The organism is Phormidesmis priestleyi ULC007 (genome assembly GCF_001895925.1).
Taxonomy (GTDB): Bacteria; Cyanobacteriota; Cyanobacteriia; order Leptolyngbyales; family Leptolyngbyaceae; genus Phormidesmis_A; species Phormidesmis_A priestleyi_A.
Genome location: NZ_MPPI01000012.1, coordinates 110,030 through 122,655 on the forward strand (window position 1 = coordinate 110,030; position 12,626 = coordinate 122,655).

Below are 12,626 nucleotides of genomic sequence, written 5' to 3' on the forward strand. Positions count from 1 at the left end.
CCCGTTTCGATCTTTCTCGTAATCTCAACTCAGTTTAATTCTCTACTCCAGAAGGTTTAATCCCATTATGTTTATGCCCCTCGATTTTTTGTTGCGGCTACTGTCGAATCTGCTGGTAATTCCCATTCTTGGAGGTGGAGCTTACATTCTCTATCAGTGGTATGAGGGTGAGCTGGTTAGCGATCGCTGGTTATTTCTGGGGGTGGGGCTGCTGTTGTGGTCATTTTTGGGTTTTCTACCCATCTTGTTGCTCCGTCGCCCTGGTCAGGATGAACCTAAACCGCATCGTAGTAGCCGAGTTCATCGCTTGACCCGACCAGATGGCAGCGAAATCCAAGTCGAATTTTATGGATCTGATCTCGCTCCAACCCTGATCCTCACTCACGGTTGGGGCCCCGATAGCACTGCCTGGTATTACGCTAAGAAGCAACTCACCGATCAGTTTCGCGTGATTGTCTGGGATCTACCCGGTTTAGGAAAATCTAAAAAGCCGAATAATCGCGATTATTCCTTGGAGAAATATGCCCGTGACTTGGAAGCAGTAATCACATTGGCAGGAGACCAACCTGTCGTTTTGGTGGGGCACAGCATGGGAGCTATGATTTTGCTGACCTTCTGCCGCTTGTTTCCAGAACATCTAGGGCAACGAGTAGCGGGTTTAATCCTCGTAGACGGTACGTATACGAATCCGCTCAAAACCGCCATTCTCAGTAAGCTGCTGCCGACATTGCAGAAACCCTTGCTGGAACCGTTGCTTCACCTGGCGATCGTCCTTTCTCCCCTGCTGTGGTTCGCAAGTTGGCTCAGCTACTTGAACGGTTCAACGCTGTTAACGACTGAAATTTCTGGATTCACGGGCAGAGAAACACGGGGACAACTCAATTTCTCTAGTTTGGTTGGCATCAAGGCATCACCAGGAGTTCTGGTACAAGGAGTTCTGGCGATGTTCAAGTTCGACGAAACAGCAACGTTGCCTAAAATCTCCGTTCCCACGCTGGTTGTGGTGGGCAAATCTGATATTGCTACACGACCCTTCGCTAGCGAACGCATGAGCCAGGAAGTGCCTCAAGCAGAACTAAGTATATTGTCTCCAGGGGGGCACATGGCACTGATGGAGCGCAATCAACAATTTGCAGAAGTCGTTCGGACATTTAGTCATTCCTGCTTGAGTTTAAGAAGGTGAGTGATTTGGGGCTTTACTCCATCTTATCTCGCCGTCTCGCTGTCTCGCTTCACCGGAATCTCAACCCAAAAAGTGGTTCCTCGCCCGATCGTCGAGTCGCACCAGATCAGTCCTTGATGCTTCTCAACCACAATCTGATAACTAATCGACATCCCCATCCCGGTGCCTTTACCCACAGGCTTTGTGGTGAAGAATGGGTCAAAAATGCGCTGCTGCACTTCCTGTGACATGCCCATCCCATTGTCGGTGATGCAGATCCTCACATGGTCAGCATTGGATTGCTGGGTCGTGATTTGAATGGCAGCATCGCTTTGATCTTCCAGAGCATCCAGAGCATTGCTCAAGATATTCATGAACACTTGATTAAGTTGTCCTGGGTAGCACTCCACCAAAGGCAGATCGCCGTATTTTTTGATGCTTTGCACCTCGGTATGAGCAGTGGCTTTAAAGCGATGTTGCAGAATTAATAAGGTACTGTTGATGCCTTCGTGAATATCAACAGGTTTAACCTCTGCCTGGTCGAGGCGCGAGAAATTTCGCAGAGACAGGACAATCTCACGAATGCGATCGACACCCATTCGCATTGAATCAAAAACCTTGGGTAAGTCTTCTGTCAAAAATTCCATATCGATCGCGGCTGCCTGTTCCCTGATTTCAGAGTGTGGATTGAGAGAATGTTTTTGGTAAAGCTGAAGGAGTTTGAGTAAATCCTGTGTGTATTCATGGGCATGGGTAATATTGCCGAAGATGAAGTTCACGGGATTGTTAATCTCATGGGCAACCCCAGCTACTAGACTTCCTAGAGCAGACATTTTTTCACTTTGAATCAGTCGAAGCTGTGACTGTTGCAGTTGATCTAATGTCGTCGATAGCTTGGCAGTGCGCTCTGAGACTCGCTGTTCTAAAAGTTCATTCGATTTTTTAAGCTGTCCTTGTTCAATTGCCTGCACCTGCCAAAGCACCGCAATCATGGCTGCTGCGAGTCCGGCGATCGCAACGGCAATCAGATCAAGTGCCTGTAATGGTGATTCAAGATTTTCGCGAGGAATCACCAGCGCCACTGACCAATCGGCTTCTGTAAGCGGCAGGTAAGCCACATATTTCCAGGTGCCATCCAGGAACAATAACTCAATTCCCTGTTGCCGATTGATCATTCGTTGGGCGATCGCCGCCAGATTGCGATCGCTCGACTCAACCATTTTGGGAGCTGAGTTTCTCAATGCCAACAACATCGCTGGATTGGGATGGGCGATCGCTTCCCCCGTCGAATTAATCGCAAACGCATAGCTATTGTCACCATACTTGATGCTGTTCACCACTTGCGCGATGCGATCGAGGCGCACTAAGGTGTGAATTTCTCCAATCGGAGAACTGGTCGTGTCAAAGGTCTGCCGAATCGGAGCAGCAATGACAATAGTGGGAATTTTGGTAGCCCGACTGATCAGGGGATCGCTAACGTTGGTGTGTCCTGCCAGTGCCTTTTGAAAGTACGGGCGATCGCTGATATTTGCGGGACTGCCTCCGATGACATTACGCCATCCATCGGACTGGGCGATCGCGAGCGCATAGACATCATTAAAGCGCAACACCTCTGTTTTGAGGTAAGGTTCGGCGATCGCCCAGTTCATCGACTTCACAGTGGCAGTGTTCGCCAAAGTCTCAACATACACCTTAAGAGCTGCAAGCCAGTGTTCGATGTCATCTCCGCCTTGTTGCACTTCTAAGAAAGCATTTTTCTTTAAGCTCTCCAACATCGCATTGCGAACAACCTGATAGCTATAATATGCGCCCAAACTCACGATCAGCGTAGTGCCGCCGATTAAGAGTCGCATCAAAAAATTACGCTGAGATTTAGAAACTTTCTTAAGCAATTGCATAAATGATTCCGCTGACCGCCTATTGAATCGGGCGCTCTCCTGGTAAAAGGGGTTGAGTCGGTAAGTTCTCAAAGGAAATCTTGAGCCATTTTTCTTGAAGGGGCTTCAACTCACCCTGTTCTCGCAGGCTAGTGAGGAAGTGGTTGAGCAAATCGAGTAGGGCTTGATTGCCTTTTTTGACTGCCCACCCTGCGTAAGATTTGCGGCTCACCCGTTTGCCTAGCTCAAAGATGGCGGGCTTTTCATTCACCAATACTGAAAGCGAAACAATGTTGTGTAGCACAGCATCCAGTCGCCCATTCAGTAAGTCTTGATAGGCTTCTGCAAAGCCGCGATATTGCTTGACCTGCCCGATCGCGCCGCCTTGTTGCTTGAGTTTGGCTTCTAGATCAGGAATAGCAGCAAAAGAAACTCCACCCTGTTGGATACCCAAAACTTTGCCTGAGAGGTCGCTGAGAGTTTTGATCGAGGTATCGTCTTTGCGTTTGATGTAGGCGATCGTAGATTCGGCGATCGGCCCTGTAAAGTCGAGCAGTTTAGCCCGTTCATCGGTGATGCCAACTGCGGTCAGCGCCACATCATATTTCCCTTCTGCAACGCCGGGAAGAATGCCCTGCCAGGGCAAAATCTCTTGCCGAATCTCGAAAGGAACTACTTTTCTCAGGCGATCTAACAGTTCATGGTCAAAGCCTGTTGGCTTGCCATTCACCAAAAACTCGAAGGGTGGATAATCATCCTCAGTGGCAACCACTAAATATCCACGTTTTTTAATCTGATTCAGCAGGTCGTTGCTGACACTCAGCGATGAGCGACTTTGGGATGGGTTCGTACAACCATGAACCAGCGAAGTGAGTAGCAGACTCGCTCCAGCCTGAAGAAAAAAACGTCTGTAAATGGACATCGCTTTTGCAAATCGGAAACTCTCTCTAGAAGGTGCCCCGATCGTTAGCGATTTCCTCATCTCTAGAGAACAAGAATAGTAAAAATACCTCAGTTCGACAGAAGTGGTTCACTACGATTGTTAATTCGGGCAGCCCCCTAAATCCCCCATTCTGGGGGACTTCAAGCCAAAATCTCCGGTTCAAAGTCCCCCAAATTGGGGGATTTAGGGGGCAGAAGCCGCTCTTGACGAAGCGAAAAGGCTCATCGAACTGACGTTAAAAATGCCTTTACAGATTAAAACTCTCAAAGGTCACTTAGCTGTTGACCCTTGAGAGTTTTGTTAGTCAATCAGGTTCTAGTCCCTGCGCTTCTTTAGGCGGGCACTTTCTGTTTGCTAGTGCGAGTCCAGAAACGATGTTGGGCGATCGCTTCCACAAACGACTTCGCAACTTTACTCAAGTCAGAAGGTATTTTGGCACTAATCACTCCCTGATCATTCTGGGGAGAACGATCTGAAAGCGTGATGCCTTGAATGCTAGACTCTTTCAGCAACTCGACCCCTTCGCCTGTTGCCGCGATCGCTTTGCAGTGCCGAAACGCCTCATCAATAAAGTGAATGGCATCCCCGTTTGCTTTAAGGGTTGCAATACTCTGAGCGCCGCCAGGAACATAAATCGCATCAAACATGACTGAGGCACTGGTCAAGAAAGTTTTATCGACCTTCAACTCTTTACCTTTTGCGTCTTTGATCGTGCCCATAAATTTCGCCACGATCTGCGCTTGTGCCCCCGCTTCTGTCAGCGCTTGTTTAATGGCGGTGACTTGTTCAGCGTCTACACCATCCGCCGCCAAGATTGCCACCTTGCGACCTTTTGCCGTTTTGACTGCCAATTGTTCTTGACTAACAGCAGGTGAACTTTGTCCATGATTTTCAGTCACGGGCTGAGTCGGTGCCGCGACACCAACCCCGATCGCGACTAGTTTTGCCAGTTCATGATCGACATGGTTTAGGCGATCGACCATCCGTTCACGCACGCCTTGATCTCCGACTTTGCCGATCTCAAAATGGGCTGCTTCAACCAAATGCTCTTTTTCGGCTGCTGATAGGCTATTCCAAAACAAGGTGGCTTGACTGAAATGTTCGCCAAAGCTGGGGCTACGCTCCCTGACTTTGTGCCCTTCAACTCGTTCTGGGTAGTGAACATAGCCTTCCGTTTCAGAAGGGGCAGGTTGTCCTCCACCCAAAGAGTTTGGGAAGTAATTTACCCGACTGGTCTTCACCTCCGCCTGCATCCGTCCATCTTGCTGATTGTTGTGGAACGGGCAAACCGGACGGTTAATCGGCAAACTAGCAAAGTTTGGGCTGCCGAGCCGATGGAGTTGAGTATCGTGATAGGAAAACAGGCGACCTTGCAACAATGGATCGTCGCTGAAATCAATTCCGGGCACCACGTTTGAGGGCTGGAAGGCAACTTGTTCCGTTTCAGCAAAGAAATTGTCAGGGTTGCGATTCAACACCATTTTACCGATCGGACGCACGGGCACGAGTTCTTCAGGAATGATCTTGGTCGAGTCAAGAATATCAAAGTCGAAGCTGTGTTCGTCTTCTTCCTCAATGATCTGAATGCCTAACTCAAACTCTGGATAGTCGCCTTGTTCGATCGACTCCCACAAATCGCGGCGCTGGAAGTCAGGATCTTTCCCTGCTATTTTCTGGGCTTCGTCAAAGGCTAGGGAATGCACTCCTAAAATTGGCTTCCAGTGAAATTTCACGAAGCGAGATTTGCCTTCAGCATTCACGAAGCGATAGGTATGAACGCCAAACCCCTGCATCCGACTAAAGCTGCGGGGTAGGGTGCGATCGCTGAGCAACCACATGATCATATGGGTAGATTCGGGCACGAGCGAAATGAAATCCCAAAAGCTAGGATGCGCCGTAGACGCTTGCGGAATTTCGTTGTCAGGTTCGGGCTTAATTGCATGAACAATGTCTGGAAACTTGATGGCATCTTGAATAAAGAAGACGGGAATATTGTTTCCCACAAAGTCGTAGTTGCCCTCTTGAGTATAGAACTTCACCGAGAAGCCGCGCACATCGCGAACAGAATCGGCTGATCCGCGCGAACCTCCCACTGTTGAAAAGCGAGCAAAGACAGGCGTTTGAATAGCTGGATCTTGTAAAAACTGGGCTTTGGTATATTCTGCCAGTGACTCATAAACTTGGAAGTAGCCATGTGCGCCTGCACCACGAGCATGAACCACCCGTTCGGGGATGCGTTCGCGATCGAAGTGCGTCAGCTTTTCTTGAAAATGGAAATCTTGTTTGAGGGAAGGCCCACGATTACCAGCTTTCAACGAATTGTCTGTGTTGTCTACTACGACTCCTTGATTAGTCGTGAGTTGCTCACCCGCATCAACCTGAAACTGCTCTAAAGATTCAGTTTTTGCCGTTTTTTTGGGCTGAGATTGCTCAGTCATTACTTCGTGACTCCTACGGTTGCAAAGATCAGAAATTCCACAGTCTGTACCTAAATAAATCTGATAATCGTTGATTGGGAGCGATCGAGCAGTTTCAGCTTCCTGACTCGACTGATCAAACCCCCAGCGAATTTATTCCCTGTCGGTAGATTTCTTGATTCTCCTAAACCAGATCAGGCTCTAAAGTAAGCTACAGAAGTATATGAAAAGACAACTAACGCTGCTTCCGCCTTCAGGTAGAGCTGCTATTAATTCAGCAGTATAAGAGTCCATCCAAAAGGTTGAATTTTCATCACTTAACCTAAACATTGCCCGTTAGTCAAAATGATTCACTCTTGATTGCTGAAGGGGCAAAATTGAGTTTTTCAGTCCAATGGCGAAAGTGAGCGACAGAGTAACTCGATCGCTACTCTGAGAAATCCTCTGATTCTGTGCACGCGACTGCATCAAATTTGGGCGCGATCTAGACTTCTCTAGCTAGGATGGAGGCTTGCTACAGGAGACGGCTCCAACGTTTTTTAAGTCGGTCTTCTTGGCTAGCTCCAGCATCAATATGATTAGCTGGCACAATTTTTAACTGCTGACAGGTTTGAACATAGTTACTAGCTACGTTACGTAACCAGCAAGTCGCTAGATTAGGACCAAAACTAATAGTGACCCTATCATCTTCTCAGTAGTACATAACTTCTTCCCCACGAGCAAATCCATGTATTCTATTTGAACTAGTAGCGACATGAACTAGAGGGCAGCGATAGAAGGTGTATAGAATTGCTCCGTACTCGTACTCCTCCGCCAGAGCATAAAGGTCAGGACGAGAACTAAGTTCTGGGCATTCTTGAGATAGTTCAGTCCGTGATATGTCAAGATAACTCCTTGGAAATTCATGAGAATCACTACTAATACGCTTAATAAGAAGTTGATCGGCTAAGTGAGCATCTTGCGGACGACTATTCTTCCAATCTTCTGCAAAACAAATTACGGCTACCTTGCTGACGCGAGAATCGTCAGCAACAAACTGTTTTAGAAATCGAGCTAATCTGATTGATGCTGGAACAGTCCCGCCTAACTCGATCTCCAGTTTCTTTTTGACATCAGGGAAGTCATGCAACCAAATCCCCGCAAGGGCATCAAGAGAGGCTGTAGCCAGAGTATGCGCGTCAACTACATGACCTGATGAGGCCATTTCATCAGCGAGTTGAGCACGTTTGTAAAAGTAATGCTCAAAAGAGTCAGACGATACTGGCTTGAAATTCATTGGTATAGATACGCGTTGAGGTAGCGGGGCATCTGGATAACGGAATCAGAAGTTCAAGGATTCGATCGCGCCCCACCCTTAAGCGCTTCGGTTGCCGACAATCCATCGCCTTGAAAGCCAAAATACCAAAGCACTGCCGCCGCTTCTGCACGAGTCACCGTGCGTTTAGGTTGAAATAGGGTTGTATATCCAAAAGCTCTGCGAATATTCGCCTGATCGCCATTTTGGAAGTCTGCCAACACCGCCCGCAGCGCTTTTGAATCAATGCGAGCCGCGTCTTGAAATCCCCAGGTTTGTTTTACCGCATCGATCGTCGCACTTGGCAGCGTTTGGCGGGTGTCGATCGGCAGTTTCCACAAAATCAAATCTTCACGACTTAGAGGCGCATTAGGACGAAACAAAACCGTGGTGCTGTCTCCTGAAAGCGAACTGGAGATTAACCCCGCTTCTGCCAACCCTTGAATTGCAGGAAAATCAGGATCGGTGCGTGAGACATCTTGAAAAGCAGGCTGGGAAGTCTCTACGCCCAAGCGAATTTGTCGCGCCGGGCGACTGGTGTAGATGCGATTGTTGGCGGCGACGAGCCAGCGCGCATATTCTCGTCGAGTAATTGTTTTATTCGGTTCAAATAAAGTCTTGCTTGTCCCTGATTTGTTGTTAGAAGAAAGCGATAAAACGCCTAGCTGGGTCAAATCTTTGGCGTATTGACTTAACTCTTTAGGCGCTTTGTCCAGGTCGGTGAAGGTTTGCGGCTCAGAGGCAACAGGCGAACTGTTTGAAGTAGGTGCTGCTACTTGAGGCATCGGCCCAATAAACTCAGGACTACCGGGCTGCGGAACGGAAGCACTTGGAGATGCCGATTGTGTCGGTTGAGTGCGGCTGGCTTGAATCGAAAATCCAGCACTGGTTCCGGGCTGACTGTTTGACTGAACGGTGACGATCGCTTGCAGCCCGTCTCGATTGGCTTCAAAGGTGCCTTGAGTTTTATCGATCGGTTGCCCGTCTAGTGTCCAGCCGTTTTTTTGCAATTCTTGCAGATAGAAGGCAACAATTTGATCGCTCTTGTCTTGGCTACTCCAGCGAGTCAGCACCCCTTGATTAGGCTGATTGGCATCGACTTCGAGCAGCGATCGGTTGGGATAGATCGGAATCTCAGCCGGAAAGTTAGCGGGAAGCTGCGCCTGATCGGTTTGTGCAACTGGGCTGGGCTGTGGAGTCTGAGTAGCTCCGATCGCAGACCCATTATCTTTTAATTGCGGGTCAGCCTCAAACGCACCCTGAAACGACTTGCCAACCGGACTGTTTGTGCAGCCAGCGATCGGCAAAATCAGGAATGCAGCTAGACCTAGAGAAGTTGTAAAACGTTTAAGAGCCACAGCACGACGACATAACGATTCTTCCCTTATTCTAATGCTGAGGCTGCGGGATATTGTGTCCTCTTCCAAGCCGACTATTCTTTGTCATCTTCGAGCATTTTCTGAAGACGCATCCCGCTTTGAGTGTGCGCTAATCCTAGTCGGGTGGCTTCTAGCTCTTGAGACTCTTCTGAGAAGACTTCTATCTTTTTAAACCACCAGTCATAGAACGTCGGAAATCTCACCTCTTCCTGAGAGGCTTCTAGTAGCTCTAGTGCTCGCTCTCTCGCAGAAAGCAGACTGGAACCATTTAACTCTGGGTATTGCCTCAAAAGGCGTGCCTGTTCTCGCATTTTTGAGCGAATTTCAGACGGTCTGAGCGCTATGCACTCTGAACAAATATCGCCTTGCAAGAGCTTCGCATCGTTGTGGAGAAGCGTGCGAATTTTGCGAACCTCAAATCTTTGACGACAAACCGTACACGAGAGTTGATGAGGGCAGGTTTCTAGCTTACGTTCGAGTCTAATTCTCATTCTGCGTAACTTGAGTAAAAATTGTTTTTATTCTGAGATCCTTAAGCTAGCGGATTTGGTTGCTCAGGTTGGGGTTTTTTCGCAATTCTCAATATTAAGAAGCGCGCAAGTCGTGATTTAAATCAAGCATCTATCTAAATACATAGACGTAACTTGTTTTACAAAAGTTAATATACGATCTTCTGGGATCAGGTGCCCTGGCAGCTTTGAGCGCGGTGCTTCCATCAAAAACAGTAAGCGAGTCAGTTGCAGGAGGCAAAAGAGGTTAATCCCATAGGAGGAAAGCAGCTACTAATGGTTTAGATAACATGTGAAATATAGGTCAAGAAAAACAACTGGAGCTACTATCATGGAAACTCGCAAAAGCACCGATTTACCTCCTGTCGCGACTGCTTATAACGGCAAAGACCGCAACTCATTCTTGTTTGGTTGGAACCCCCAAGCTGAACTCTGGAATGGTCGGTTTGCAATGATCGGCTTCACCGCATATCTACTGTGGGATTTGGCTGGTTATAGCGTAGTGCGTGATGTTCTACATTTCGTTGGCTACTAGATCATAGTTCGATTCCGCAATCCATTCACTAATTAATTTTGAAAGCCCAGCAACGAATAGTTGCTGGGCTTAACTTTTTGATTGAACAAGGTCTTATTTGTGGAGTGTGATTTGCGCCTTATAGTAAGCTACTGCACTGATCGTATTCACATTAACAGATTTTATTTATACTCACTTCTCATAAGTTTTTGTACTCACAGGATTGGATGCAAAAATACATAACGATATATCGCGACATATCGTATAGTAGAGAAAGTTATTCAAGTGACACTTATGTTTAGACACTTTCATGCTCGATCGTTTGCCCCCGCATGGGCAGGAGCGAACCCAGACGACCGATCGTTTGTGAGCCATCGATTTCAGCACGGCAGACACTCAGCAGGCAGACCGGGAGGCGACGGTTGGGGAGACGGTCGTCGCGCTCGTCGGGGTGACATCAAGTTCATTCTGCTAGAGCTATTGTCTGAGCGCCCCCGGCACGGTTATGACTTGATCCAAGATTTAGAAACTCGCCAGGGAGGGTTTCGTCGTCTCAGCCCTGGGTCGGTCTATCCTACCCTTCAGATGTTGGAGGATGGCGGTTATCTGACGAGTCAGCAAGAGGGCGGCAAGCGCGTTTATACGGTGACAGAGAGCGGGCGATCGCTCCTTGCCGAACGGACTCCATTAGAGCATCCAGGTGCGCCTAGCGAGGCTTTCGCAGAGAAACCACAGACCTTTGCCGAGTTGCGAAATGCAGCCACCGAGTTAGCCGATGTGGTGATGCAAGTCGCCCGAAGCGGCAACCTCGATCGGATGAATCGGGTTCGTGAGTTGCTCGACCAAGTTAAACGAGAAATCTATCTCATGTTGGCTGAGAAATAAGCAGGGGTCAGGCGCTTAATGGGTAGAAATTTCACACAAAGCTTCTGGGATAGGTTAGATTTTGAGCGTTTAAGTCTTGACCTTCTGACCAGAAGTGATGAAATTTTTACCTCGCGTTGCTTTGCCCTTAGCGACTTTCCTGATGTCTGCTCACCTGGCGATGGCTCAGTCAACGCCATCGCCTCAACCAACACTGGCACCGCAGCAACGCGAAGAAGTGCAAAAACTTGTCGATCGGGAGATTGATCAGAGCAACCAGATTAACGATCGCGTGCAGCAATCCGTTAACAACACCTTTGGCTGGACAACAGGATTGCTAAACTCACTGATCGCGGTCTTAGTTGCAATGCCAGTGTTAACCGTAATCGTTGCACTAATATTACGCAACAGCATTCGCAGTCAACTGATTTCTGAAATCAAAAAGCAATTAGAAGAGGAAACTAAAAGAGAGGTAAAAGAGCAATTAAAAGTGCAAGTAACCGAAGAATTGCAGAGACAAGTAGAAGAATTTAAGCAAGATTTAGAATCCTTAAAGTCAGATTTTGTCAGTCAACTACAAGATTTATTTGTAGTAGCGCAGACCGAAAAAGAAGAGATTTTTCAAGAGCTTTCTAAAATTACACCCTCGATTATTCAAGAAGAGTTTGTTGCGCCTGAAGTTCACCAAAAAATACAAGAACTGACGAAACAGCTTGAGTTCCTGACTTCCGTGAATCCTCACTTAGCTTTGACGGCTAACGATTATCTAAAACAAGCAGATGCCCTCTATTTTGAGAATCGATTTGACGATGCCGTAGAGTCCTATGAAAAAGCACTGCAAATTAAACCAGACATGATCGCAGCATGGTTAGGAAAAGCTAAAGTTTTGAGAAGAATGAAGCGCTATGATGAGGCACTTTTTGCTAACAAAAAAGTCTTACAAATTCAACCCGATCACTCTAAAGGCTTATTTGGGTTGGGTTACACGCTGAGAGATATAGGGCTTTATGAAGAAGCGATCGCAATATTCGATCAGTCGCTAAAACTTCAGCCTAATAGTCATCACAACTGGAAACATCGCGGCTATGCGCTGACTAAATTAGGTCGCTATGACGAAGCCTATCGATCTTTTGAAAAGGCATTGAAGCTGAAACCGACTTCTGGAGGAACTTATTATAATCGTGCTTTTTATTACCTTTCTTTGGGCGATATGGACGCTGCGGTCTTAGATTTGCAACAAGCGATCGGGTCATCTTCTTACTATGTGAGTTTGAGAGAGGTTGCAAAAACTGACCCCGATTTTGATGCGCTTCGAGACGACGATCGCTTTAAGCAACTCATGGAAACGAATCTACTAAGTAGCTAGATGGAATTAAATAGAAGACCCTCCTCGCGAAGCCAGGGCTGATCCATTAATCAAAGCAAACTGCAACCGCTCCGCAGCGATCAGATTCAAGAATTCTTACTTTCGAGGAGCGCGATCGTACTAAAGATCACACTGTCAGCGATACTTTTGTCCAATTGTTGCGATCGCGGTAGCTATAAAACGTTGGGTGTCTGAGTCGTTCATCCCAACGTTCAGCACCGCCAAAAGTTGAACAGTGGCATCTTTGCCCCAATTCGGTATGCTGAAGGGAGTGCAAGTTTACGTAACTTAATACCTGCAA

Annotated in this window: 10 protein-coding genes; 4 read left to right on the plus strand and 6 right to left on the minus strand. The window is 47.5% G+C overall.

Features of this window, described 5'->3' with window-relative positions:
• Positions 1-73 precede the first annotated feature (73 nt).
• Entirely contained in the window at positions 74-1,183 is a 1,110-nt protein-coding gene (locus BRW63_RS12930; RefSeq protein WP_073071812.1) for an alpha/beta fold hydrolase, read from the plus strand.
• Positions 1,184-1,206: 23 nt separating this feature from the next.
• On the opposite strand, the gene BRW63_RS12935 is transcribed toward BRW63_RS12930, so the two are convergent.
• The 6 genes from BRW63_RS12935 to BRW63_RS12960 all read right to left on the minus strand — a co-directional run bounded on the left by BRW63_RS12935 (position 1,207) and on the right by BRW63_RS12960 (position 9,563).
• Positions 1,207-3,060 carry a sensor histidine kinase gene (locus BRW63_RS12935; RefSeq protein ID WP_073071733.1) on the minus strand — a complete coding sequence of 618 codons (1,854 nt, stop codon included), beginning with the start codon at positions 3,058-3,060 and terminating at the stop codon, positions 1,207-1,209.
• 19 nt (positions 3,061-3,079) lie between these two features.
• Positions 3,080-4,021 carry a transporter substrate-binding domain-containing protein gene (locus tag BRW63_RS12940; RefSeq protein WP_223257372.1) on the minus strand — a complete coding sequence of 314 codons (942 nt, stop codon included), beginning with the start codon at positions 4,019-4,021 and terminating at the stop codon, positions 3,080-3,082.
• 293 nt (positions 4,022-4,314) lie between these two features.
• Positions 4,315-6,420, minus strand: a complete 2,106-nt coding sequence (locus tag BRW63_RS12945; RefSeq protein WP_073071734.1) for a catalase — start codon at positions 6,418-6,420, stop codon at positions 4,315-4,317.
• Positions 6,421-7,090: 670 nt separating this feature from the next.
• Positions 7,091-7,675, minus strand: a complete 585-nt coding sequence (locus tag BRW63_RS12950) for a hypothetical protein (protein WP_073071736.1) — start codon at positions 7,673-7,675, stop codon at positions 7,091-7,093.
• Positions 7,676-7,728: 53 nt separating this feature from the next.
• Positions 7,729-9,051: an S-layer homology domain-containing protein gene (locus BRW63_RS12955; RefSeq protein ID WP_073071738.1), complete on the minus strand. Its 1,323-nt coding sequence runs from the start codon at positions 9,049-9,051 to the stop codon at positions 7,729-7,731.
• A 74-nt stretch (positions 9,052-9,125) separates the two neighbouring features.
• Complete coding sequence (locus BRW63_RS12960; protein ID WP_073071740.1) at positions 9,126-9,563, minus strand: hypothetical protein; 438 nt, start codon at positions 9,561-9,563, stop codon at positions 9,126-9,128.
• 349 nt (positions 9,564-9,912) lie between these two features.
• Here BRW63_RS12960 and BRW63_RS12965 point away from each other — a divergent pair, with 349 nt between their 5' ends.
• From BRW63_RS12965 to BRW63_RS12975, 3 genes are all read left to right on the plus strand, one after another.
• On the plus strand, positions 9,913-10,116 hold the full coding sequence (locus tag BRW63_RS12965) for a chlorophyll a/b-binding protein (protein ID WP_073071741.1): 204 nt from the start codon (positions 9,913-9,915) through the stop codon (positions 10,114-10,116).
• 273 nt (positions 10,117-10,389) lie between these two features.
• Positions 10,390-10,980, plus strand: coding sequence for a PadR family transcriptional regulator (locus BRW63_RS12970; RefSeq protein ID WP_073071743.1), 591 nt, complete (start codon positions 10,390-10,392; stop codon positions 10,978-10,980).
• 97 nt (positions 10,981-11,077) lie between these two features.
• On the plus strand, positions 11,078-12,325 hold the full coding sequence (locus BRW63_RS12975; protein WP_073071745.1) for a tetratricopeptide repeat protein: 1,248 nt from the start codon (positions 11,078-11,080) through the stop codon (positions 12,323-12,325).
• Positions 12,326-12,626: the final 301 nt, after the last annotated feature.

What these genes read in the sequence shown, in the direction of transcription:
- BRW63_RS12975 (WP_073071745.1), top strand. Translation starts at nt 11,078, where the DNA reads ATGAAATTTTTACCTCGCGTTGCTTTGCCCTTAGCGACTTTCCTGATG.
- BRW63_RS12945 (WP_073071734.1), bottom strand. Translation starts at nt 6,420, where the DNA reads ATGACTGAGCAATCTCAGCCCAAAAAAACGGCAAAAACTGAATCTTTA.
- BRW63_RS12965 (WP_073071741.1), top strand. Translation starts at nt 9,913, where the DNA reads ATGGAAACTCGCAAAAGCACCGATTTACCTCCTGTCGCGACTGCTTAT.
- BRW63_RS12970 (WP_073071743.1), top strand. Translation starts at nt 10,390, where the DNA reads ATGTTTAGACACTTTCATGCTCGATCGTTTGCCCCCGCATGGGCAGGA.
- BRW63_RS12940 (WP_223257372.1), bottom strand. Translation starts at nt 4,021, where the DNA reads ATGAGGAAATCGCTAACGATCGGGGCACCTTCTAGAGAGAGTTTCCGA.
- BRW63_RS12960 (WP_073071740.1), bottom strand. Translation starts at nt 9,563, where the DNA reads ATGAGAATTAGACTCGAACGTAAGCTAGAAACCTGCCCTCATCAACTC.
- BRW63_RS12930 (WP_073071812.1), top strand. Translation starts at nt 74, where the DNA reads ATGCCCCTCGATTTTTTGTTGCGGCTACTGTCGAATCTGCTGGTAATT.
- BRW63_RS12935 (WP_073071733.1), bottom strand. Translation starts at nt 3,060, where the DNA reads ATGCAATTGCTTAAGAAAGTTTCTAAATCTCAGCGTAATTTTTTGATG.
- BRW63_RS12950 (WP_073071736.1), bottom strand. Translation starts at nt 7,675, where the DNA reads ATGAATTTCAAGCCAGTATCGTCTGACTCTTTTGAGCATTACTTTTAC.